The 23,910-nt window shown below is 69.6% G+C and carries 19 protein-coding genes and 2 pseudogenes; 18 read left to right on the top strand and 3 right to left on the bottom strand.

Features of this window, described 5'->3' with window-relative positions; all coding sequences use genetic code 11:
* Positions 1-33: 33 nt before the first annotated feature.
* The 15 genes and pseudogenes from ACO1BR_RS37510 to ACO1BR_RS37580 all read left to right on the top strand — a co-directional run bounded on the left by ACO1BR_RS37510 (position 34) and on the right by ACO1BR_RS37580 (position 17,952).
* Complete coding sequence (locus tag ACO1BR_RS37510) at positions 34-501, top strand: S-adenosylmethionine synthetase N-terminal domain-containing protein (protein ID WP_426799622.1); 468 nt, start codon at positions 34-36, stop codon at positions 499-501.
* A pseudogene (locus ACO1BR_RS37515) lies at positions 425-583 on the top strand (methionine adenosyltransferase); the annotation flags it as partial. The gene ACO1BR_RS37510 and the pseudogene ACO1BR_RS37515, both read left to right, overlap by 77 nt.
* A gap of 9 nt (positions 584-592) precedes the next feature.
* Positions 593-1,639, top strand: a pseudogene (gene metK / locus ACO1BR_RS37520) (methionine adenosyltransferase); the annotation flags it as partial.
* 34 nt (positions 1,640-1,673) lie between these two features.
* Positions 1,674-2,657: a carbohydrate kinase family protein gene (locus ACO1BR_RS37525; RefSeq protein WP_426799591.1), complete on the top strand. Its 984-nt coding sequence runs from the start codon at positions 1,674-1,676 to the stop codon at positions 2,655-2,657.
* Positions 2,654-3,541, top strand: a complete 888-nt coding sequence (gene metF / locus ACO1BR_RS37530; protein WP_426799592.1) for a methylenetetrahydrofolate reductase [NAD(P)H] — start codon at positions 2,654-2,656, stop codon at positions 3,539-3,541. The genes ACO1BR_RS37525 and metF overlap by 4 nt, the downstream gene beginning before the upstream one ends.
* Before the next feature lie 212 nt (positions 3,542-3,753).
* Positions 3,754-4,173, top strand: a complete 420-nt coding sequence (locus ACO1BR_RS37535) for a phosphopantetheine-binding protein (protein ID WP_426799593.1) — start codon at positions 3,754-3,756, stop codon at positions 4,171-4,173.
* Positions 4,166-6,991, top strand: a complete 2,826-nt coding sequence (locus ACO1BR_RS37540) for a type I polyketide synthase (protein ID WP_426799594.1) — start codon at positions 4,166-4,168, stop codon at positions 6,989-6,991. The genes ACO1BR_RS37535 and ACO1BR_RS37540 overlap by 8 nt, the downstream gene beginning before the upstream one ends.
* The gene (locus tag ACO1BR_RS37545; protein WP_426799595.1) at positions 6,988-7,761 is read left to right on the top strand and encodes a thioesterase II family protein; all 774 of its coding nucleotides are present in this window, start codon (positions 6,988-6,990) and stop codon (positions 7,759-7,761) included. Before ACO1BR_RS37540 ends, ACO1BR_RS37545 begins: the two co-directional genes overlap by 4 nt.
* A 10-nt stretch (positions 7,762-7,771) precedes the next feature.
* The gene (locus ACO1BR_RS37550) at positions 7,772-8,827 is read left to right on the top strand and encodes an aldo/keto reductase (protein WP_426799596.1); all 1,056 of its coding nucleotides are present in this window, start codon (positions 7,772-7,774) and stop codon (positions 8,825-8,827) included.
* Positions 8,828-8,877: 50 nt separating this feature from the next.
* Positions 8,878-11,214 carry an acyltransferase domain-containing protein gene (locus ACO1BR_RS37555; RefSeq protein WP_426799597.1) on the top strand — a complete coding sequence of 779 codons (2,337 nt, stop codon included), beginning with the start codon at positions 8,878-8,880 and terminating at the stop codon, positions 11,212-11,214.
* A gap of 71 nt (positions 11,215-11,285) precedes the next feature.
* Positions 11,286-12,530 (top strand): crotonyl-CoA carboxylase/reductase, encoded by a 1,245-nt coding sequence (ccrA, locus tag ACO1BR_RS37560; RefSeq protein WP_426799598.1) that lies wholly within the window; start codon positions 11,286-11,288, stop codon positions 12,528-12,530.
* A gap of 94 nt (positions 12,531-12,624) precedes the next feature.
* Positions 12,625-14,382 carry a fatty acyl-AMP ligase gene (locus ACO1BR_RS37565; RefSeq protein WP_426799599.1) on the top strand — a complete coding sequence of 586 codons (1,758 nt, stop codon included), beginning with the start codon at positions 12,625-12,627 and terminating at the stop codon, positions 14,380-14,382.
* A gap of 183 nt (positions 14,383-14,565) precedes the next feature.
* Positions 14,566-15,447 carry a LysR family transcriptional regulator gene (locus ACO1BR_RS37570; protein WP_426799600.1) on the top strand — a complete coding sequence of 294 codons (882 nt, stop codon included), beginning with the start codon at positions 14,566-14,568 and terminating at the stop codon, positions 15,445-15,447.
* A gap of 168 nt (positions 15,448-15,615) precedes the next feature.
* Positions 15,616-16,938, top strand: coding sequence for a cytochrome ubiquinol oxidase subunit I (locus ACO1BR_RS37575; RefSeq protein WP_426799601.1), 1,323 nt, complete (start codon positions 15,616-15,618; stop codon positions 16,936-16,938).
* A gap of 30 nt (positions 16,939-16,968) precedes the next feature.
* Entirely contained in the window at positions 16,969-17,952 is a 984-nt protein-coding gene (locus tag ACO1BR_RS37580) for a cytochrome d ubiquinol oxidase subunit II (protein WP_426799602.1), read from the top strand.
* Positions 17,953-18,021: 69 nt separating this feature from the next.
* Here the strand turns inward: ACO1BR_RS37580 and ACO1BR_RS37585 are convergent, their stop codons facing one another.
* Entirely contained in the window at positions 18,022-18,546 is a 525-nt protein-coding gene (locus ACO1BR_RS37585; RefSeq protein WP_426799603.1) for a hypothetical protein, read from the bottom strand.
* A 404-nt stretch (positions 18,547-18,950) separates the two neighbouring features.
* Positions 18,951-19,856, bottom strand: a complete 906-nt coding sequence (locus ACO1BR_RS37590) for a LysR family transcriptional regulator (RefSeq protein ID WP_426799604.1) — start codon at positions 19,854-19,856, stop codon at positions 18,951-18,953.
* Positions 19,857-19,927: 71 nt separating this feature from the next.
* On the opposite strand from ACO1BR_RS37590, the gene ACO1BR_RS37595 reads away from it, so the two are divergent.
* The 3 genes from ACO1BR_RS37595 (at position 19,928) to ACO1BR_RS37605 (ending at position 22,484) form a co-directional block, all read left to right on the top strand.
* The gene (locus tag ACO1BR_RS37595; protein WP_426799605.1) at positions 19,928-20,563 is read left to right on the top strand and encodes a maleylpyruvate isomerase family mycothiol-dependent enzyme; all 636 of its coding nucleotides are present in this window, start codon (positions 19,928-19,930) and stop codon (positions 20,561-20,563) included.
* Positions 20,564-20,932: 369 nt separating this feature from the next.
* Positions 20,933-21,421, top strand: coding sequence for a PhzA/PhzB family protein (locus tag ACO1BR_RS37600; RefSeq protein ID WP_426799606.1), 489 nt, complete (start codon positions 20,933-20,935; stop codon positions 21,419-21,421).
* A 46-nt stretch (positions 21,422-21,467) separates the two neighbouring features.
* A complete protein-coding gene (locus ACO1BR_RS37605) occupies positions 21,468-22,484 on the top strand; it encodes a methyltransferase (RefSeq protein ID WP_426799607.1) in 1,017 nt (338 codons plus the stop codon).
* 115 nt (positions 22,485-22,599) lie between these two features.
* Here ACO1BR_RS37605 and ACO1BR_RS37610 read toward each other — a convergent pair whose 3' ends face one another.
* Complete coding sequence (locus ACO1BR_RS37610; RefSeq protein ID WP_426799608.1) at positions 22,600-23,898, bottom strand: glycosyltransferase; 1,299 nt, start codon at positions 23,896-23,898, stop codon at positions 22,600-22,602.
* Positions 23,899-23,910 lie beyond the last annotated feature (12 nt).

Consider the following 23,910-nt stretch of genomic DNA (forward strand, 5'->3'; position numbering starts at 1 on the left):
CAGCCAGCAGCCGCTGCAACCCCAGGGAGCGATGTGTCCCGCCGCCTGTTCACCTCGGAGTCCGTCACCGAGGGCCACCCCGACAAGATCGCTGACCAGATCAGCGACACCATCCTCGACGCACTCCTCAAGGAAGACCCGACGTCCCGGGTCGCCGTGGAGACGTTGATCACCACCGGCCTGGTGCACGTGGCCGGCGAGGTGACCACCAAGGCGTACGCCGACATCCCCAACCTCGTCCGCAACAAGATCCTGGACATCGGCTACGACTCGTCCAAGAAGGGCTTCGACGGCGCCTCCTGCGGTGTCTCGGTGTCCATCGGCGCGCAGTCCCCCGACATCGCCCAGGGTGTCGACACCGCCTACGAGAACCGNCTACGACTCGTCCAAGAAGGGCTTCGACGGCGCCTCCTGCGGTGTCTCGGTGTCCATCGGCGCGCAGTCCCCCGACATCGCCCAGGGTGTCGACACCGCCTACGAGAACCGCGTCGAGGGCGATGACGACGAGCTGGACCGGCAGGGCGCGGGTGACCAGGGCCTGATGTTCGGTTTCGCCTGCGACGAGACCCCGGAGCTGATGCCGCTCCCGATNAAGGCGTACGCCGACATCCCCAACCTCGTCCGCAACAAGATCCTGGACATCGGCTACGACTCGTCCAAGAAGGGCTTCGACGGCGCCTCCTGCGGTGTCTCGGTGTCCATCGGCGCGCAGTCCCCCGACATCGCCCAGGGTGTCGACACCGCCTACGAGAACCGGGTCGAGGGTGCCGCCGCAGGTGACGACGCGGACGAGCTGGACCGGCAGGGCGCGGGTGACCAGGGCCTGATGTTCGGTTTCGCCTGCGACGAGACCCCGGAGCTGATGCCGCTCCCGATCTACCTGGCGCACCGGCTCTCCCGCCGTCTGTCGGAGGTCCGCAAGAACGGGACCATCCCCTACCTGCGTCCCGACGGCAAGACGCAGGTCACCATCGAGTACGACGGCAACAAGGCCGTCCGCCTCGACACCGTGGTCGTCTCCTCGCAGCACGCCTCGGACATCGACCTGGACTCGCTCCTGGCGCCCGACATCCGCGAGTTCGTCGTCGAGCATGTTCTGAACCAGTTGGTCGAGGACGGCATCAAGCTGGACACCGACGGCTATCGCCTGTTGGTCAATCCGACCGGTCGCTTCGAGATCGGCGGCCCGATGGGTGACGCCGGCCTGACCGGTCGCAAGATCATCATCGACACCTACGGTGGCATGGCCCGCCACGGTGGCGGCGCTTTCTCGGGCAAGGACCCGTCCAAGGTCGACCGCTCCGCCGCGTACGCCATGCGCTATGTCGCCAAGAACGTCGTCGCCGCGGGCCTCGCCTCGCGCTGCGAGGTCCAGGTCGCCTACGCGATCGGCAAGGCCGAGCCGGTCGGTCTCTTCGTCGAGACCTTCGGCACCGCCAGCGTCGACACCGACAGGATCGAGCAGGCCATCGCGGAGGTCTTCGACCTCCGTCCCGCCGCGATCATCCGCGACCTCGACCTGCTCCGCCCGATCTACGCCCAGACCGCCGCCTACGGCCACTTCGGCCGTGAGCTGGAGGACTTCACCTGGGAGCGCACCGACCGCACGCAGCTCCTTCGCGCCGCCGCCGGAATCTGACCGGGCACCGAACCTTGGACGGGAGCGTGCCGCAATGCGTATAGCGGTGACAGGATCCATCGCCACCGACCACCTCATGACCTTCCCCGGACGGTTCGCCGATCAACTGATCCCCGGCCAACTCGCCCACGTTTCCCTCTCCTTCCTCGTCGACGACCTGGAAGTACGACGCGGTGGCGTGGCCGCGAACATCGCCTACGGCCTCGGCCGCCTGGGGCTGTCCCCGCTCCTGGTCGGCGCCGTGGGCGGTGACTTCGGCGACTATGAGGTCTGGCTCAAAGGGCACGGCGTCGACACCGGCGCCGTCCATGTCTCGGGCGCTCGACAGACCGCTCGCTTCATCTGCCTTACCGACGCGGAGAACAACCAGATCGCGTCCTTCTACGCGGGCGCGATGAGCGAGGCGCGCGAGATCGACCTCGGGACGCTGCCGACCGAGGGCGGCCGGCCCGACCTGGTTCTGGTCTGTGCGAACGACCCTGAGGCCATGGTGCGCCACACCCGGCAGGCCAGGGAGCTGGGCATCCCCTTCGCCGCCGACCCCTCCCAGCAGCTGGCCCGGTTGACGGGTGAGCAGGCGACCGAACTCGTCGACGGCGCCGCATGGCTGTTCACCAACGAGTACGAGGCCGCGCTGCTCGCCGAACGCACCTGCCTGACGCGCGCGCAACTCCTCGCCACGGTGGGGGCATGGGTGACGACGCTCGGGGAGCGGGGCGTACGCATCGAACGGGAGGGGCATCCCGAAGTGCTCGTGCCGGCCGTGCCCTGCGAACGGGTCACGGATCCCACCGGGGCGGGAGACGCGTTCCGGGCGGGTTTCCTCGCGGCCCTCGCGCGCGGTCTTCCCCTCACCCCCGCTGCCCGCCTCGGCTGCGCGGTGGCGTCCTCCGCCCTGGACACCGTGGGACCGCAGGGCTACCGGACCGACCGTCCCCGGCTCCTTTCGCGCGTGCGTGGCGGGTACGGAGGGGCGGCCGCCGCACAGCTGGCCCCGCTCCTCGGGAGTGGTTCATGAACCTGCGAGAGAGGCTCGGCACCGGTACACCGTCCTTCTCCTTCGAGTTCTTCCCGCCCAAGACGGGGGCGGGAGACCGCCAGGTGTGGGATGCCATCCGCCGCGTCGAGGCCCTGGCGCCCGACTTCGTCTCCGTCACCTATGGGGCCGGCGGTTCCTCACGAGGCCGTACGGTCGAACTGACCACGCGCATCGCGGCCGAGACGACCCTGCGTCCGGTGGCCCACCTGACCGCCGTAGGGCATTCGGTCGCCGAACTGCGGCACATCATCGGCCAGTACGCGGACGCCGGAGTCCGCGATGTCCTCGTCGTACGCGGCGATCCGCCGGGTGACCCCCGCGCACCGTGGGTGCCGCACCCCGAAGGCTTCACCTTCGCCCATGAACTGGTGACCCTGGTCCGGGACATGGGCGCCTTCAGTGTCGGGGTGGCGGCGTTCCCGGAGCGCCATCCGCGCTCCGGCGACTGGGACAGCGACATCCGGCACTTCGTCGCCAAGTGCCGCGCCGGTGCCGACTACGCCATCACCCAGATGTTCTTCCACGTCGAGGACTATCTGCGGCTGCGCGACCGGGTGGCCGCGGCCGGCTGTGACCTCCCGATCATTCCCGAGATCATGCCCGCCACCGATGTGCGGCAGATCCGCCGCTTCGCGGAACTCAGCGGCGCCGCCTTCCCGGCCGCGCTTGCCCAGCGGCTCGACGCGGCCCGTGACCGACCCGCCGACGGGCACCGCATCGGTGTGGAGTACGCGACCGCCATGGGCGAGCGCCTCCTCGCCGAAGGGGCCCCGGGCCTGCACTACATCACCCTGAACCGCTCCACGGCGACCTGCGACATCCACCGCGCCGTGCGGTCCGCGCGGTATGTCGGGTCCGCCTGAGGCCGTACCGCCGAAAGGCACCTCGCTGCCGGTACCGGGCCATGGCACGTCGCGGCGGCCGGCCCCGCCCGGATTCGGGGCTGGTAAGAACACCCCTCCCCATAAACAGAATTTCTGCCAGCTAGGAAAGGTATCTATTGGACACCTCCGCCGGTGGCGGCAGATGATTCTGGGGAACCCGTCAATACGGCGGGCCCGAGGGGAGGAGTGGAGTGGATCACGCATCCCATCTGAATCCGCTGGACGAAGAACCTTCGGCTCCCGTAGCAGCGGCCGCATGGCGGACGGGCTCAGGAACCGCGGACGTAATTGCCGAGATCTGGTGCGAAGTTCTGGAACTCCCCGAAGTGGGGGTTGACGACAACTTCTTTGATCTCGGCGGACACTCCATTCTGCTGCAGATGGTCCACGAGCGAGTCATCCTGCGCACCGCGAAGGATGTCGCTCTGCTTGATCTCTTCAATCATCCGACGGTGCGCTCGCTCGCCCGCCACCTCGACGACGACGCGACGGATGCTCCGGCCGCGGGAGCCGGCAGGCGCCGGACGTCCGGGCGGGTGAACCGCCTGGGCAACCGACGGGCCCAGCTGGGCGAGAACGGTGCAGAGGCCCGAGGAGAGCCCCGTGAGTGACTTCGACCGCAGCGCCGATGACGAGGGTTTTCTGGCGGTTATCGGGATGTCCGGACGGTTTCCGGGAGCTGCGAGCCTCGATGAGTTCTGGAGCAACCTCGTCAACGGACTCGACACCATCACCCGGGAGCCCGCCCAAATCTTCCCCGGCGGTGGTACGGACGGCGCGGACCAGTCCTATGTCCCGGCGCGCGGTCGACTGGACGCTCCGGAATGGTTCGACGCCGACTATTTCGGCTATTCAGCGAAAGAAGCCTTCCTGATCGACCCGCAGCACCGGATATTCCTGGAATGTTCGGTCGCCGCTCTGGAGGACGCGGGAGCGGACCCCGACCGTTTCCGCGGAGCGATCGGCGTCTACGGGGGATCCACGGAAACGTATTACGCGCAGACCCTCCTGGCCCAGCGTGAACGGCTCGCGGGGGTTACCGAGGACGAGATCCTGCTCGGTACGGCACCGGACTTCCTGGCTTCTCGTACAGCGGAGCGGTTGGGGCTGCGCGGCCCCGCGATCGCCGTACAGTCCGCATGCGCCACCGCACTGGTGGCCCTGCACACGGCCGGCCGCGGACTGCTGGCCGGCGACTGCGACATGGCCCTCGCGGGGGGTGTCGCCGTACACGTCCCGCCCAAGAAGATCACCTGGACCGGTCCGGACGGCACCCTCGCACCGGACGGCACCTGCCGCGCCTTCGATGCCCGGGGCGAAGGAACCGTGGCGAGCAACGGCGTGGGCGTCGTCGTCCTCAAACGGCTGTCCGACGCACTCGCCGACGGTGACCCCATCCGTGCGGTACTGCGCGGATCGGCGGTGACCAACGACGGTTCGGCGCGCATCGGATTCACCGCGCCCAGTGTGGAGGGGCAGGCCGCCGCTGTCCGGGAGGCCCAGCTGGCGGCCGGAACCGACGCCAGGACCATCACCTACGTGGAGGCCCACGGTACGGCGACCCCGCTGGGGGACCCGATCGAAGTGGCCGCGCTGACCGACGCGTTCCGGTCCGACACCGGGGAGAAGGGCTTCTGCTGGATCGGCTCGGTGAAGACGAACATCGGGCACGCCGACGCAGCCGCCGGAGCCGCCGGGTTCCTCAAGACCGTGTTGGCGCTGGAGCACGGGAAGATCCCGCCCAGCCTCCATCACACCGCGGCCAACCCTCAGATCGACTTCGAGTCGAGCCCTTTCCGCGTGGTCACCCGGCTCCGGGACTGGGAGCCCTATGGCACCACCCGGCGGGCAGGGGTGAGTTCGTTCGCGGTCGGTGGTGTCAACGCTCATCTCGTGCTGGAAGAGGCCCCGGCCCGGCCCGCCCACGAATCCGTGCGCCGCGCGCAGCTCTTCGTCCATTCCGCGCGGACCGCGACGGCGCTGCGGGCCAGGGTCCGCCAGGTCGCGGCACACCTGCGCGCGAACCCGGAGCTCCCGTCGGCCGATGTCGCCTGGACGCTGCAGACGGGACGGCGCGAGCACGAGCATCGTGCCTTCACCGTCGTGAGCGGCCGCCGGGCACGGGCACTGGACCTGGACGGTGGTGGCGACGTCCGGCTGACCGTATCCGGCGAACCGCCCCGGAAACGACCGGTGGTCTTCTTGTTCCCCGGGAAGGTCGGCCCCGCGGAGGCGTGGCAGCTGCGCGCGTCGGAACCCGCCTTCCACAAGGCTTTCGACGCCTGCCTGGAGGGCATCGACCCTGGACTGGCCCGCGACGTACGGGAAGTGGCGCGCGGAATCGCGTGGCCCCGGGACCCGGCGGTACGCGACACCTACGCCTTCGCCCTCGAATACTCCCTTGCGATGCTCTGGCAGCGGTGGGGTGTGGAGCCGGACGCGGTCTTCGGCACCGGAGTGGGATCGCTGGTCGCGGCCGTGGTGGCCGGAGCGATCTCGCTGCCGGACGCACTCCGTCTGGTGACCGCGTTCCCCGCCGGAACGGAACCCGGGAACAGCGGACCGACCACGCTGCTGGACGGGATTTCCCCGCGCCCGCTCCGCGTACCAGTCGTCCTCGGTGACGGTGCGTGGCATGGCGCCGGATCGACGATCGGTGCCGACCAGTGGGCGAACGAATTCCGCGGACAGGAGGTGCCGGACGACGCGCTCAGCACGCTGCTGGCCGACGCGGACCGGATCCTTCTCCAGATCGGGGCCGGCTCCACGCTGGTCTCACTGGCCCGGAAGCAGCCCGCCCACACACCGGCACACCTCCTGCTCTCCGGGCTCCCTGACGTGGAGTCCGCCGGCGACGACGTGCTGTCGGTCCTGTACACGGCGCTCGGCCGGCTCTGGCTCTCGGGCGCCCCGATCTCCTGGGAAGGCGTGCACGACGGTGAACGCCGGACCAGGACACCGCTTCCCACCTATCCGTTCGAGCGACTGCCGTATCTGATGCGGCACCCGGCCGAAGCGGCGGAAGAGGCCGCCAGGGCAACGGGTCCGCAGCCCGCGCCGACACCGGACCGGACGCCGCAGCCGGCGGACGGGACGGTGCCGGACGGCCCTCCGGCAAAACCCCAGGACAGCGAGGAGCCGGCGGTGACCGACCAGCCGGCCGACGACACCCCTCTGGCCCTCGTGCTGCGGCTCTTCGGTGAGGCCCTCGGGCTGTCGGACATCGAACCCGACGAGAGCTTCTTCGAACTCGGTGGGGACTCGCTCATCGCCGCCAAGCTGCTCGTCAAGATCCGATCGGTCTATCCGGTGGAGATCAAGATGCGGTCGCTCTTCTCGGCTGCCACCGCAGCCGACCTGGCGGAGCTGATCGAGCAGCGGCTGGCCGATCCCGACCACGGCCGGAGCACGGACGAGGAGTCCTCATGACCGACATCGCGAACCTGCCGTCCGGTGCGGCCAAAACGCCTGAGAGCCGCTGGCTCTCCAGCCGGCGGCAGAAGACGGAAACCACTCTGGACCTGTTCTGCTTCGCTCACGCCGGTGGTTCGGCAGGTGAGTTCCTGCGCTGGTCCGGAGGGCTGCCCGGCATCCGGCTGTGGGCGGTGAAGATGCCCGGCCGCGCGCCCCGCGAGAGCGAACCTCCCTACACGCGGATGACCGACCTGGTCGGCGACCTGGTCGACCAGGTCGAATTCGGCCGGCGGGAATTCGCCTTCTTCGGCCACAGCCTTGGAGCACTGGTGGCCTTCGAAGTCGCCCGTGCCCTGCGCAAGGCGGGCCGGCGGCAGCCTCAACGGCTTCTGCTGTCCTCCATGCAGCCGCCTCCGATCACCACCCGGCAGGCCGCGCACGAGCTGCCCGGCGACGAACTGCTCGCCGAGGTGGAGCGCCGCTGGGGAGCGCTGCCCCAGGCGATTCATGAGGATCAGGAACTCAAGGAGATCGTCCTCGGCTACTTCCGCGCCGACGCGGAACTCGCCGAGACCTACGAGTACGTGGCCGAAGCCCCGCTGGACATTCCCATCACGGCGTTCGCCGGCGACCAGGAGGAGCGCGAGCAGCTCGGCTGGAACGTCCACACCCGTGCGGAATACGGCGCACATGTGTTGCGCGGCGGTCATTTCTACTTCCGGGACCCGGAGCAGCAGAGCGAGCTACTGCGTCTCATCGGCCGTGAGTTGACTGCGGAGAAATAGGGGAACCCTCATGCGTTACATGACCTTCGGCCGGAACACCGGCCTGCGCGTATCCGAGTACGGGCTCGGCACCGCCAACTTCGGCACCCTGTGGGGCGGCGGTGCCAACCCGGAAGAGGCCCGGAAGATCTTCGAACGCTTCGCGGAAGCGGGCGGCACTCTGATCGACACGGCCGACAACTACCAGATCGGCGAGTCGGAGAAGCTGCTGGGCGAGTTCCTGGCCGCCGACCGTGACCACTTCGTGGTGACCACCAAGTTCTCTCTGGGAGCGACCCGGCCACGGATCTCCAACACCGGCAACAGCCGCAAGAACATCCGGACTTCCGTCGAGGCGAGCCTCAAGCGCTTGCGCACCGACTACATCGACGTGTACTGGGCCCATATGCCGGACTCCGTCACGCCGGTGGAGGAGATTCTCGCGGCGCTCGACGATCTGGTCCGCGCGGGCAAAATCCTGCATGCCGGCCTGTCGAACTTTCCCGCCTGGCGGGTCTCCCGTGCGGCGACCCTGGCGGAACTGCGCGGCCTGAACCGCCTGGTGGGCATCCAGCTTGAGTACAGCCTGGCGGAGCGTGGCGCGGACCGGGAGCTGCTGCCGATGGCTGAGGGCCTGGGTCTGGGCACCGCGATGTGGTCGCCGCTGGGCGGCGGGCTGCTCACCGGGAAGTACCGGCAGAGCCGCCGCGGCAGGCTCAGCGACTGGGAGGGCCTCGCCATCCGGCTGGAGGACAGCGACCAGCGCACCGAGATCATCGATGCCGTCCTCGCGATCGCCGAGGAGACCGGCGTGTCCGCCGCCCAGGTGTCGATCGCCTGGCTGCGTGCACGCGCCGCCAAGGCTGCCACCGCGATGGTGCCCATCATCGGGCCGCGTACCGCCGGTCAGCTCGACGACTACCTCGGCGCCCTCGACATCACCCTCGACGACGCGCAGTTCGGCCGTCTCGAACAGGCCAGCGCCCCCCGGCTGGGACAGCCGTACGAGCTCATGGCCGGTCACCTGGATTCCGTACTGGGCCGGGAAAGCCTCCACTTCAACCACCCGAACACCCCCGTGGCGTGAATCCCTCACACCAGCTGAGGTCTTGAACTTGAAGAGGAGGACGGACCGGCATGACTGCAAGCGAAGCAGGCGACGGTGAGGAACACATCGCCGTCATCGGCATGGCGGTGCGTTTCGGGCAGGCAGCTGATCTCCACGCGTACCGCGAGCAGCTCCGTACCACCGAAGGTGTGGACACCAACCGGCCGTTGGCGGACCCCTACGCGTTCGACAACAGGTTCTTCGGGATCTCACCGAGGGAATCCGTCATTCTGGATCCGCAGCAGCGCCTGCTGCTGGAATGCGCCCATCAGGCACTGGAGGACGCCGCCCACGACCCGGCGGCCGAGGACGCGGTCATCGGTATCTACGCGGGCGGCAGCACCACGACGCACGCAGCGCTGCTCCGCCGGCAGGCCGCCCGACTCCCCGACGTCGACGACCGGCAGATACGAGCCGCCACCGGCGCCGACTTCCTCGCCGCACGTGCCGCGTACAAACTGGGGCTGACCGGGCCCGCCGTATCGGTCCAGGCCGCGGGCGCCACGGCACTGGTCGCGGTGCACACCGCCGCGCAGGCGCTGCTCGGGGGCGAGTGCGACATCGCGCTCGCCGGAGCGGTCACGGTACGGGCGGCGGCGCCGGCCGAGGGCGCGACCGGCGGCTGTGCTGTCGTCGTACTGAAGCCCCTGCCGGCCGCACAGCGGGACGGCGACCGGATCTACGCGGTGGTGCGCGGTACCGCGGTCGGCAGCGCCGGTCCATCGGAGCCGGCGGCCGACGCACAGGAGCGCATCGCCCGAAACGCCCGGGCGGTCGGCGGTATGACGGCGGAGACGATCGCGGGGATCGAGGCCGCCGCCGGCGCCGGGGTCACGGACACCGCGCCCGCCATGGCCGCGTTCATCACGGCGGTACTGTCGGTAGAGGGCGGGGAGCCTCTCGGGACGGCCGGCGGCCGGCCGGACGCGGGCCCTCCGCGGCGCGCGGGGGTGAGTGCCTCCGGACCCTTCGGCGCCCACGCCCATGTGATCGTCGAGCAACCGCCCGCTGTGCCTGCCACCGAGGACGAGGAACGCTGGCACCTGCTGCCCTTCTCGGCGAAGTCCCCGGCCGCCCTTGAGGAGACGGCCGCCCGGCTGGGCCGGCATCTTGAACGGTCCGCGTACGGAGCCGCACTGCGGGACGTGGCCTGGACACTCCAGACGGGGCGTACGGCTCACGCCCACCGGGCCTGTGCCGTGGCGCGGACCACCTCCGAGGCCGCCGCCGCGCTGGCCGGTATGAAGCTCAAGAACCGGACGGCGAAGGACGCGGTACGCGAGGCGCCACCGGTCGTCTTCACCTTCCCCGGGCACGGCGGCCAGCACATGGGCATGGGCCGGCACTTCTACCGCGCGGATCGGCAGTTCCGGGCGGATCTCGACGCCTGTGCCCGGCGTGCACAGGCCGAGACGGGCCTGGACCTGCGCGGTGTCCTCAACCCTGTCGGCGAGGAGGCGGAGGAGGCGGCCCGGACATCGCTGTCGAACGGCGCGATCGCCCAACTCGCCGTGTTCATCCTGGAGTACGCCGTGGCGCGGGCCTTCATCCGGTGGGGGGTGCGGCCCGCAGCGGTGGTGGGCCACAGCCTCGGAGGCTATGCGGCGGCGTGTGTCGCCGGTGTGTTCTCCTTTCCGGACGCGCTCACCTTGGTGGTGAAGCGCACGGAGCTGCTCCTGGGCATTGAGCCCGGTGCCATGGCTGCGGTGCGGATGCCCGAGGCCGAGCTGCTTCCCTTGTTGCCCGCGGGAGTGGACATCGGGGTGATCAGCGGACCGGACCAGGTGACGATCTCCGGGCCACGCGAAGCGGTGGAGCAGTTCGTGGCGGAGTCTTCGGCCAAGGGCCTGGAGATACGACTGCTGAAGATTCCGGGCGCTGGTCACTCGTCCCTGGTCGAACCGGTTCTCGGTGAATTCGCGACGTTCTTGGAATCCATCGAATTCCATGAACCGAGGATCCCCGTCATCTCGGACACCACCGGTACCTGGGCTCGCCCGGAGGAGATCTCCACTCCTGCCTACTGGTGCGATCACATGCGTAAAACGGTCCGGTACAACGGAGTTCTCGACACCCTCCACGACATACCCCGGAGCGCTCTGGTCGAGATCGGCCCGGGCACCACGCTGACTTCCCTCGCCCGCCGGCACGCGGGACTGCGGAAGGAGCACATCATTTTGCAGGCGCTGCCGCATCCGACCGACCCGACGCCGGACATGAAGATTCTGCTGACCACGCTCGGCGCGCTCTGGGCGGCTGGTGTCGAGGTGAAACCGGCGGCGCTGCACACGGAGCAGGACCCGAGGAAGACCGGCCTGCCGGGACATCCCTTCCAGCGCACCGAATTTCCGGTACCAACGGACTGAGACCGCCCCGGTCCCACATTTCCGCGGTTCATGGCATATCGAGTTCGTGAGAGATCAGGAGAACAGCGATCATGGGGAAGAACCTGTACGAGCTGGGCGAGATGCCGCCCCTCGGTTCCGTTCCGCAGAAGATGTACGCGTCCCTGATACGTCAGGAGCGCTTCGGCGAGCCCGAGAAGGCGTTCGCCACAGAGGTCATCGACACCCCCCGCCCCGGACGGGGCCAGGTACTCGTCTGGGTGATGGCGGCGGGCATCAACTACAACAATGTCTGGTCCGCGCTCGGCTACCCGCTCGACGTCATCGCCGCCCGCCAGAAGCGCGGCGAGACCGAGGACTTCCACCTCGGGGGCTCGGAGGGCGCCGGTGTGGTCTTCGCCGTCGGCGAGGGCGTGTCCGGCGTCGCCGTGGGGGACCAGGTCATGCTCTCCGGCGGCCAGTGGGACGAGCACGCCGCCGATATCCGGCTCGGTGCCGACCCGACATTCGCCGCCAGCCTCCAGGCATGGGGCTACGAGTCCAACTACGGTTCCTTCGCGCAGTTCGCCCTGGTGCAGGACTTCCAGTGCCACCCCAAGCCGAAGAACCTGACCTGGGAAGCCGCGGCCGCCTTCATCCTGACCGGGGCCACCGCGTACCGCCAGCTCTTCGGCTGGGCGCCCAACACGGTCCAGCCCGGTGATCCGGTACTGATCTGGGGCGGCGCGGGCGGACTTGGCTCGATGGCCATCCAACTGGTGCGCAACGCCGGTGGGATTCCCATCGCCGTGGTCTCCAGCGAGGAACGCGCGGAATACTGCCGCCGCCTCGGTGCCGCCGGCGTGATCGACCGTCGGAAGTTCAGCCACTGGGGCCGGATGCCCGACCTGAACGACACGGCGGCCGTCGGTTCCTGGCTGGGTCAAGTGCGTGCGTTCGGACGGAGTTTCTGGGAGGCACTGGGCGAGCGCCGTGCGCCGAAGATCGTTTTCGAGCACAGCGGCCAGGACACCATCCCCACCTCGATGTACCTGTGTGACACCGGCGGGATGGTCACCATCTGCGGTGGCACCTCCGGATATGCCGCGGACGTCGATCTGAGGTTCCTCTGGATGCGCCAGAAGCGGCTCCAGGGATCCCACGGCTTCAATCCCGCCCAGTGCCGCGCCACGATCCAGCTTGCCGCCTCCGGGCTCATCGATCCCTGCCTTTCGGAGGTGTTCACCTTCGAGCAGATCGGCCAGGCGCATCAGGTGATGCACGAGAACCGCCAGCCGCCCGGCAACATGGCCGCGCTTGTCAACGCACCGCAGGCGGGGCTCACCGACCTGCCGTGACGGGGACGACGCACGTCCGGCTTCCCTTGGCTGCCGCATTTTGTTCCGCCCCCATGGAGGGGCCTCCGGTGCCACCAACGATGAACGGACAGCAATGCGTACCGAACTCAGAGCCGAACGACGCCCGTTGCCGCTGTCCGCCCTCCTCGCCCGGCGGGCGGACGAGACACCCCACCAGGTCGCCTACGTCCATCTCCACAACGGCGAGGAGCCCGGCGAGCAGACCACCTACCGCGAACTGCACACCGATGTGCGCACCAGGGCCGCCGCGCTGACGGAACGTGCCGACGGGGCCCGCAGCGCGGTGCTCATGTACCCCACCTGCCTGGAGTTCATCCGTGGCTGGCTGGCCGGTTCCACCGTCGGCATCGCCGGAGCGCCCGTCCAGGTACCGACGCGCAAGGAGGCCGTGACGCGGCTGCGGACGATCGCCGACGACGCGGGTACCCACCTGGTGTTCACCACCCGGGCAGTCCGTGACCAGGTGCTCGGGGACTTCGGTGAACTGCCGGAGCTGGCGGGACTCGACCTGGTCGCCACAGATGAGCTGCCTGCCGACGTGACGCCCGGCCCGCTGCCCGAGGTGAGGCTGTCCGACGTGGCGCTGCTCCAGTACACCTCCGGCTCCACCGGTTCGCCCAAGGGCGTCATGGTCACGCACGACAACTTCTGGGCGAACGCGGGGGAGACCGATGCCCTGTGGCCGCTCGGCAACGACGGAACCATCGTCTCCTGGCTCCCGTTGTTCCACGACATGGGGCTGATGCTCGGTGTGGTGCTGCCGCTGTGGGCAGGGCGTCCGTCCTACCTGATGGGGCCCGAGGCGTTCATCCGGCGCCCCGCCCGCTGGCTCGAAGCGCTGTCCCGGTTCGGCGGCACCCACTCCTCCGCGCCCAATTTCGCCTACGACCTGTGCCTACGCGGCGACGGCGCACGCGGCCAGCTCGACCTCTCGCGCTGGCGGGTGGCCATCAACGGCGCCGAGCCGGTACGTACGCACACGATGCACGACTTCATCGGGAAGTTCGCCCCGTACGGCCTTGACCCGCGTGCTCTCTCTCCGGCCTACGGACTCGCCGAGCACACCCTCAAGATCAGCGGAAGCCCCGGGGACAGGGAGCCCGCCGCACTCCTGCTGGATGCCGCGGAGCTGAGCCGTGGCCGAGTGCTCCGCCACGCCGGCGCCGAGTACACGACGGTGGCCGGCACCTCGGTGACGAGTTGCGGAGTCACGGTCGGCGACACCCGGGTGCGCATCGTGGACCCGCATACCCGGCGGGCCGTGGACCCCGACCGGGTGGGCGAGATCTGGGTGTCCGGGCCGTGCGTGGCAGCCGGGTACGCCGGCCGTCAGGAGGAGAGCGCACGGACCTTCCGGGCGCGGATCCTGGGGGAGGAGGCCGCGGGTGAATTCCTGCGCACCGGTGACATGGGATTCGTGCAGCAGGGCGAGTTGTATGTCACCGGGCGCCTGAAGGACCTGATCATCGTCAAGGGCCGCAACCACTATCCGCAGGATCTGGAGCACACGGCGGAGTGCAGCCATCCGCTGCTGCGCCCCGCGTCCGCCGCCGCGTTCGCCGTGGACACAGGGGAACGCGAGGCTCTCGTGGTGGTGGTGGAGGCCGACAACCGCGTGCTGAAGTATGCGGGTGCCGAGGAGATATCGGCCGCGGTGCGCGAGGCGATATGGCGCCATCACCGGCTTGAGACCGAGGACGTGGTGCTGATACGCCGCGGCACGTTGCCGAAGACCACAAGTGGCAAGGTGCGTCGCCGTACCTGCCGTGCCCGGTACGAGTCCGGAACGCTGGCACGACTCGGTGCGCACATCGAGCGGGTCCGGTCCTGACCGTATCGAAGGCACGGGGCGCGGCAGTGCGGGCGGGATGTTTTCCCTCCGCCGGCCGATTGGGCCCGATCTCACGTGGATTTGACATTCGCCGTACACGGATATGAATAGTCATGGAGCTGCGATGTCCGAATTCCCTTGGTTGCGCGGCTTGTTGAGGGAATCGGACGGTACAATCAACTCATGGAGTTGCGTCAGTTGGAGTACCTCGTCGCGGTGGCTGAAGAGGCAAGCTTCACGAAGGCCGCCGCGCGTGTATTTGTCACGCAGCCGTGTGTGAGCGCACAAATACGCCGACTTGAACGTGAGTTGGGTCAGGACCTGATCGACCGCGGCGGGCGGACGGTGCAGCTGACGGACGTGGGGGCGGCTGCGCTGCCGCACGCCCGTGCCGTGCTGGCGGCGATGGACAAGGTGCGCTCCGCGGTCGACGACCTCACCGGTCTCGTACGCGGCCAGGTCGCGATCGGTTCGGTGGCCTCGTCCCTGTCGCTGAAACTGCCGGGACTCCTCGCGGACTTCAGCGAGAAGCACTCGGCGGTGGAGATCTCGCTGTCCGAGGGAACCACCGACCAACTGACGGACGCCGTGCGGGCGGGCAGGACCGATGTGGCCATCATCGGGCTCTCCACCGACCCCCCTCCCGGGCTGGACATCCAGGTCATCGCCGACGAGTCCCTGGTCGCAGCGGTCAACTCCGACCATCCACTGGCCGAGCACACGAGCATCACCGTCGAGGACGTCGAGTGCCATGCGCTGATGTGCCTGCCTGCCGGCAGCGGCCTGCGTACGGTCGCCGACGCGGCGTGGGCCGCCGCGGGCGCCAGGCCCCGGATCGCCTTCGAGGCGAGCGATCCACGGGTGCTGGCGCAACTGGCCTCGCGGGGGCTCGGAGTGGCGATCCTCCCCGAGCGCTTCGTCCGGGACAACGCGCCGGAGCTGCACGCCTGCCAGATCCTCAGCCCGCACCTGCGCGGACGTCTCGCGCTCGCGTGGCGGTCCGGCGGGCGCACCGGTCCGGCGGCCAGGGCTCTGGTGGCGCATGCACGCGCCGTGCTGGCGTGACGTCCCGTGGTCACCGGGTGGCGACGGTGACCGCCGCCGCACACCACGGCGGCACGACGCACGTCGGCGGGACTGCCGGCACGGAACAGCTCCGGTGCCGACCAGCCGACCAGCACCCGCGGTGCACCGCCGCGCGTGCCCCGAAGCCCTTCCATCGGAGACCGACTCGTGAATGTAGTGGACCTCGCGCGACTCCAGTTCGCCACCACGACCACCTTGCACTTCCTGTTCGTCGCCCTCACGTTGGGGCTGGTCACCATCGTGGCGATGATGCAGACGCGGGCGCTGCGTACCCACGATCCCGATCTGCGCTCGACCAGGATGCGCCGGGTGCGTTTCTGGGGAGGGCTGTACGTCATCAATTACGCCCTCGGCATCGTCAGCGGCCTCACCCAGGAGTTCCAGTTCGGACTCAACTGGTCCGGCCTTTCACATGTCATGGGTAATGTCTTCGGCGCGCCCTTGGCCATCGAGACTGTTGTCGCGTTCTTCCTGGAGTCGACCTTCCTGGGTCTGTGGGCCTTCGGATTCCAGCGCGTGCCGGCTCGCGCCCACCTCGCGCTCATCTGGCTGGTGGCTCTCACCGCCTATCTCTCCACCTTCTGGATCATGGTGGTCAACGGCTTCATGCAGAAGCCCGTGGGCTATGTGATGCGCGGGGGAACGTCCTATGCCACGGACTGGACCGCCATTGTCACCAATGAAGCCACCTGGTACGCGTTGTTCCACATCGTGGGTGTGGTGGCACTGCTCGGCGGCATGTTCCTGGCCGCGGTCAGTGCGTACCACATACGCCGTGACCGCGATATCGCGTTCTTCCGGCCCACCCTGGTACAGGGTTCCGTCACGGCCGGTGTCGGCGCGCTCGTCACCGTCGCGGCGGGCTTTGTCCATCTTGACGCGCTGAAGGACTACCAGCCCGCGAAGTACGCCGTGCTCATGGGGGAGAGCGGCCGTGAGCTCGATGGGGTCCGGGCGTCGATGGTGACCGCGCACGGCCCCGGCAACTGGCTGCCGCCCGCCTGGGTGGGGATGGCGGCCATGGGAATGGTCGTCATCGGTGTCTTCCTGATCGTTCTGGCCTGGATTCCGGCCACCGTGGCGCTGGGGAAGAAGGGCGTACCGCTGCCCCGGAAGCGTTTCCGGCTCCGGATGGCCATGGTCCTGCTGCCTTTCGGATTCCTCGCATTGATCATGGGATGGATCAGCCGGGAAATCGGACGCCAGCCGTGGATGGTCACCGGCGAACTCACCGTTCGGAAAGCGGTTTCCGATGTCTCGTTCAGCGGCATGCTCACCTCGTTCATCGCCTTCTCGGTCGTCCTGGTCACTCTCGCCCTCGTCGACTGGGCGCTGATCTCCCACTACGCCCGGCTCGGCCCGGACCGGGGGCTCATCGGTGACGCGGGCCTGTTTCCGTCCCCCGAGCAGCAGTTGAGCCCGGATGGCGCTGCTCCCGCGCGCCACACCGACGTCCACCACTCCTACTGACCACTACGCATAGCTGACGGAGAATCTGCTGTGGATGTCTTCTGGTACGCGCTGACCGGGCTGCTGTTCGTCGGCTATCTCGCCTTGGAGAGCCTGGATTTCGGCGTGGGGATGCTGTTCTTCCTCGCCCGTACGGAACCGGACCGCGAGCGGATGCACCGCACCGTCGTGCCACTCTTCCTTGCGAACGAGGTGTGGCTGGTTGCCTTCGTCGGGCTGCTCTTCGGCGCTCTCCCCTTCCTGGAAGGGGAACTGCTCCATGCCGTACGGCTGCCGGTGGTCATGCTCGTGTGTGCGTGGATCCTGCGCGACGCCGCCCTGTGGTTCCGTACGGCGCTGCCGGGGGCCGGCTGGCGGCGGACCTGGGATGTCGTGTTGCCGGTCATGAGTCTGGTACTGGCCGCGGGTTGGGGCAGTGTGCTGGCCGTGCTCGTCCGCGGGCTGTCCACCGACGGTGACGGGCACGCCGTGGCCACGTTTGCCGACCTGGTCCATCCGTTCAGCCTTGCCTGCGCGCTCGTGGCAGTGGCGGCAAGCCTGCGGCAGGGCACGCTCTTCGTCATCACCAAGCTGCCGGACGACAGTGCCACCGGTGCCAGGGCCGGGGTGCTGGCCCAGCGGCTCGCCTGGCTTCTGCCGGCGCTGATCCTTGTCACCGCCGTCATGGGGGCGGCGGTCACCGATGCCCCGGTGGCTGTGGCCGTCATCGGGATTCTCGCCGCCGCCGCGGTGTACGGCTCCGACCGGGCCCGGGTGGCCGGACGCGCCGGTCAGGCGCTGTCCCTCGGTGCGGCACCACTGGTCGCCCTGCCCGTCATGATCGGGCTCGTCAACGGTACGACGGTGCTGGCCGCCCGGTCGGGCGAGGGTGCGCTCACACTGTCCCGGGCGATCGCCGACTCCTCCACGCTCGCCCTGCTGTCGTCGATCGTCCTCCCGGCGCTGATCGCGGTGGCTCTGGGGCAGTTGTGGTTCTGGCGGGTCTTCCCGAGGGCGAGCCACCAGTCCCTGTGACCGTGCGGACCGGGCCGGGGAGGAGCCACCGTCCAGCGGTGGGCCTTCTCCCCGGTGTGGCGCACTTCGTCAGTTCCGGGTGGCCTCGGTCCGCAGCTGGTTGGTCGCCTGGAGCGCACCCTTGGCGTCGTAGGTGAGGGCGGTGCCCGAACCGGTGAAGGTCTTGCCGGCGCCGCACAGCTTCGCCTTCTGGCTGATCTCGATGCGCCTGACGAGGTTCTTGTGCTCGTCGTAGAGGCGCTCGCTCAGGTGGAAGGCGAAGGTGTTCCGGCCGGTCGCGGCCCAAGTGCCCTTGCCGCCGACGTTGTTGCCGAGCGTGCCGTCGGACGCGAGTGTCATGACGGTGTTGATGACGTTGCCGTCGTCGCCGGTGGCTCGTACCGACCAGGTGCCCACTGCCGTGGGCAGCGCGGCAGCGGCCGGGGAGCGGTGTGTCCCGGTGTCGGTGCGGTGGCTTCGTGCCGCCGCCATACCCGTCATGGGCACTGCCGCCAGCGCGGTGGCCGCGACGACGACGAGCCCTCGGCGCCAAGCCGTGGCTCTCGGCTGCACAGCCGACGTCGTCCGCCCGGCCCGCACATGGGAATTGTCCATGATCTCCCCCTGGATATGTGTCACTGAATTCAGCAGCGTCCGATGCGGCTCCGACCAAGCCTGCTCATCGCGAACACCTCGCGGAAAAGGATGAACACGGAGGTCAACCGGGGTTGTTGCGAACGCTGTTGCTCTGGCAGGTCGCCGTGGGGATAGTACGGCAGGGAAAGTCGGTGGGTCTGTCAAATTCCTCCGCGAATTATTCGGGAAATGACAGAGGGGTGACAGGGGAGTGGCAGGGCCGCGGGAAGGCGATCCCCACACACGGGACGTCAAGGGACTCGGGGCGGGTGGCGGCGAGCGGGACGCGACGGTGAAAAGGGCACATCTCAGGCCAAGGACATGTCCCGGCGAGGACATCACGGCATCGCGTGGGCCGGTGCGGAAGAGGACCGGCGAGCGCGTCAGCGGGCGAGAGCTGTCCGCATGTGCTCCAGGAACGCTCTGGCCGCAGGGCTGCCCGGCCCGTGCGTCTGCCAGGTCAGGGCGATCCGGCCGCGCGGCTGCGGGTCAGTGATCTTCAGCGTCCGCAGACCGAACTCTGCTGCCGTGCCCGCGGGGAGTTCCGGAACGACGGCCACGCCCAGGCCCCGGGCCGCGAGTTGCGCCAGCGCCTGCGGGGCTGCCGCCTCAAAGGCGATACGAGGCCGCAACCCCGCCTGCGCGCAGGCGCGGTCGAGGGCACCGCGCAGCCCGGTGCCCCGCGGCAGGCTGATCAGCGGGCGGTCGCACAGCGTGGCCAACGGGACGCTCGTGCGGTGCACGTCCTTGAGGAGCGGGTCGTCCGGCGCCATGGCCGCGACCAAGGGCTCGTCGATCACGACCTGGAGGGAGAGGTTCGGCGGAGGTTCCTCCTCCGCGAGCCCGACCACGGCGATGTCGAGTTCGCCGCGGCGCAGCGCGTCGAGCATCCGCTCCGATGTGTCCTCGGCAAGAGTGATCTCGACCTGGGGGTGGTCGTCGTGGAAGTCGGCGAGAAGGGTGGGCAACTCGAATGCCTGGGTGGCGGCGCCTGAGACGAGACCGATGGCGACGCGGCCACGGAGCAGCCCGGTGAGCTCGTCCACGCTCTGCCGCACCCCTTCGACGGCACGGAGCGCCGCCCGCGCGTGCGGCAGGACGGCCTCGCCCACTTGCGTCAGGCTCACCGACCGGCCGGAGCGGTCCAGCAGAGCCAGGCCGAGTTCTCGTTCGAGCCGCCTGATCTGGGCGCTCACCCCGGGCTGGGCCAGGTGCAGGCGGGCGGCGGCGCGAGTGAAACTGCCTTCCTCCACCACCGCGACGAAGTACCGCAGCTGGCGAAGATCCATAACTCCGGATTCTAGCTGGGAGAAGTGAAAGCTCTTGGACTTATGCCAGGTCGGGAGGCAGCCTGGGGAGCATGGACCGGCAGACAACGTTAGACATCAAGACGGCCATCGCCGGCGAACGCCGGGAGCTGGCGGACATGCTGGACGGTCTGCCGGCCGAGAAATGGGACGCGCCGACGCTGTGCGCGGGATGGCGGGTGCGTGAGGTCGCCGCCCATATGACGATGGGGTTCCGCTACTCCCTCCCGAAGATGGCGGGGGAACTGGTCAAGGCGGGCGCCAATCTCAACCGGATGACCGACAGGTGCGCGCGCCACGACGCGGCCGCCTATGCGACGTCCGAGCTCGCCGACTTCCTCAGGGACAACGCGCATCACCCATGGAAGCCGCCGGTCGGCGGAATCGCCGCGGCCTTGGGACACGACGTGATTCACGGCCTGGACATCACGGTCGCGCTGGGCCTCGACCGCCGTGTCCCCGAAGACCGCGTACGGATCCTCCTGGACACGGTGACCCCCAGAACCCTCAAGTTCTTCAAAGCCGCCGTCGACGGCGTGGAACTCCGTGCCACAGACCGTGAGTGGTCCTACGGCACCGGAGCGCCGCTGTCCGGTTCCGCACAGGATCTCCTGCTGCTCGCCTATGGGCGAAAGCTTCCTCCGGGTCACCTGCAGGGCGAGTTGAGCGACCGCTTCACCGCGGTGTGAGGTGTACCGCCCGCAGCTTCCTGGCCCGGTGGGCGGGCCGGGCCGCCCCTTGGCCGGAGGCAACAGCCCCGGCGGCCCCCGGGTGGCGCCCGCCGCGCCGAAGGGCGGTGCTGAGGAAGTGCATGGCGACCGGCCCGTGGTGACGGTGCCCGCGAGGCGCGGCCCGCGCATCGTCCGCCAGGGTCCGGGGGAGTGGCGTGAGACGGAAACGGCAGAGCGCGACGAGCCGGCCTCGGACCCATGTCCCGCAGCGCCCTGTCCCAACGGCGCCCGTTGGCGCCACGACCAGTCCAACGCCGGCCGGGCGGGTCAACAGCCGTGAGCCGTAGGGCCCGTGGCCCCCTTCCCTGCCGATGTCTGCGAGGTGAGATGTCCGACCACGTGACCGCTCCGGTCTTCACCGGCGACCTTGAGCTGCGGGCCCGGAACCGGCTGGCGGTGGAGCAGTACATGCGCACCACACAGGAGGCCCGGCTGGAGCGCTACACCCTCTACACCGACGACGGCACCGCCACCCTCTTCTACACCGACATCGGTCGTCCGATCACCGTGCAGGGCCGCGAGAGGCTCAAAACGCACGGGCGCCTCTCACTTCAGGTCCTGCCCGACTGGCAGTGGACGGACGTGCACATCTATGAGACCCAGAACCCCGGTGTCATCTGGGTGGAGTGCGACGGGAAGGGCACGATCCGGTTCCCCGAGTACCCCGTCGGTCATTACAGCAACCACTTCATCCACCGCTTCACGCTGGAGAACGGAAAGATCAAGTCCAGCCGGGAGTACACCAACCCCATTGAGCACATGCGGTCGCTGAGCATCGAAACCCCCCATATCAAGCGGGACTGGATCCCCTCCTGACCCTTCCCGGCAGCCGCCGGACACAAGCGACCGAAGGACGACACCCATGGCCATCGACGCACAGGCATCCCGCACCACCATCGACCTCATCACCGCCGCCTGGCGCACCCAGGCCGTGTACACCGCCACCCGCCTGGGCCTGCCCGACCTGATCGAGCAGGGGCACAGCGACAGTGCGGCGCTCGCCCGCGCCGCCGGGACCGGTGAGGACGTCATGCACCGGCTGCTACGTCTGCTGACGCTGCTGGGGGTGTTCGAGGGCGACGAAGCCGGCGGATACCGCAACACCGCGGTCGGCGACCTGCTGCGGGACCGCCCTGGTTCGCTCCGCGACCTCAGCCTGCTGTACGGCGAGGAGTTCTACCAGGCATGGGGGCACTCCGAAGAGACCTTCCGTAGCGGGACGCCCGGTTTTGAGAAGGCGTACGGCCGGCCGCTCCTCACCTACCTGCAGTCCGACCCGGAGGCGGCGGACCGTTTCCAGAGGGCCATGCGGGCGGGCAACTTCTTCTTCGACGCCGTCCCACAGGAGATCGACTTCTCCGGGGACGCGCACGTGGTGGACATCGCCGGCGGCAGCGGCCAGCTGCTGTCCACGATTCTGCGGGCCGCACCGCGATCGCGCGGCACCCTCCTCGACCTCGGACACACCATCCCCCTGGCACGGGAGCACCTGGAGCGGACGATCGGCACCGACCGCGTCGAGCTGATCGCCGGGGACATGTTCTCCGACGCACTGCCCGCCGGGGCGGATACCTACCTGCTGTCCCGGGTGCTGGGCGACTGGACGGACGACGACTGTGTACGGCTGCTGCGCCATGTCCGCTCGGCCATGTCCGACGGGTCGCGGCTGCTGGTGATCGAGCGCGTGGCACGGGATGACGGAACCGGCCTGCTGGCCGCGCTGTGGGACCTCCACCTGCTGGTGCTCAACGGTGGCCGGCAGCGCACTCCCGACAACTACCGCACTCTCGCCGACCGTTCCGGCCTGATCATGGAACGCTCTGTGGAACTCCCCATGGAGAACACCGCGCTGGTGCTGGCGCCGGCTCCGGCGGGCTAGCCCGGGGGCCTTGCCGTGCTTCTCCGGGATCCCGTCCGATCGGATCGATCGGACGGGATCCCGTCGTTTGTGGGGGTGTTGGGGACGGTGGCCGCAGGAGGGAACCGAGCGTCCCTCAGGGCAGGGTGGCCGTGCGGGGCGGCTGCTTGGTGACGTCGGCCACCGCCTGGAGGACGGCGGCGGCGCCGTCTTCCGTCGCCAGTCGGTGGGCGGCGTGCTGGGCGCGGGTGCGCAGGGCGGGGGTGGTGGTGGCCTGGGTGAGGGCGGCGGCGAGGCGGGTGACGGCGTCGTCGGCGGAGAGGGTCCGGGCGAGGGCGGTGAAGGGGATGGGGGGTGTGGCGGCGCCCAGGGCGTGCAGGCGGGCGGCCCAGAAGGGCTGGTCGGCGGTGACCGGGACGGGGACGGTGGGGATGCCGGCGCGGAGGGCCGCGGCGGTGGTGCCGGCGCCGCAGTGGTGGACGGCGGCGGCGACGCGGGGGAAGAGCAGGGCGTGCGGGACCTCGCCGATGGTGAGGATGTCCGGGGCGGTGGCGTCCGGCGCGGTGAGGCCGGCCCAGCCGGCCTGGAGGATGCCGCGGACCTTGGCGCGGCGGAGGGCGCGTACGGCGAGGGCGCCGAGGCGTTCGCCCTCGCCGGCGGCCATGCTGCCGAAGCCGACGTAGACCGGGGGCGGGCCGGCGGCGAGGAAGTCCTCCAGGGGGGAGGGGAGTTCGCGGCCAGGGGGCAGATGGGGCCACCAGGTGCCGACGACGTCCAGGCCGGGGCGCCAGTCCCGGGGGCGGGGGACGAGGAGTTCGCTGAAGCCGTGCAGGACGGGCCAGTTGGCGGCCTCGACGCGGCGGCGGACCGTACGGGGGGTGGCGGGCGGCAGGCCGAGGCGGGTGCGCAGGTCGCGGGCGGCGTCGGCGTGCAGGCGGTCGATGACACGGAGGGTGAGCCGGCCGGCCGTGCGGTTGCCCCAACGGCCCAGGGAGCGGCTGCCGTTGACGACCGGGGCGAAGTCGCCGGTGGGGGCGGTGGGCTGGAGGGCGAGGCCGAGGGAGGGGACGTCCAGCGCCTCGGCCAGGTGCCAGCCGAGGGGGGCGGTGGTGGTGGACAGGAGCAGCAGGTCGGTGCCGGGCGCGGCGGCCTCGGCCATGCCGGCGCCCAGCTGGCGGATGAAGGCGGCGGCCCGGCGCATCAGGGCGCGTTGGGTGGTGGGCGCCGGGTCGGGGGTCTGTCCGGCGGTGGGGCGGGGGGCGCGCGGATCGGCGGGGAGGCTGCGGAAATCCAAGCCGGCGGCGCGTACGAGGGGGGCGAAGGTGTCGTGGGTGGCGAGGGTGACGTGGTGGCCGGCGGCCCGGAGGCGGGCGCCCACTCCGGTGTACGGGGCGATGTCGCCGTGGGAGCCGGCGGCGGTGATCAGGATCTGCACGGTATGCGGCCT

The sequence above is a fragment of the Streptomyces sp. YGL11-2 genome (genome assembly GCF_050054615.1).
In the GTDB taxonomy this organism is placed as follows: domain Bacteria; phylum Actinomycetota; class Actinomycetes; order Streptomycetales; family Streptomycetaceae; genus Streptomyces.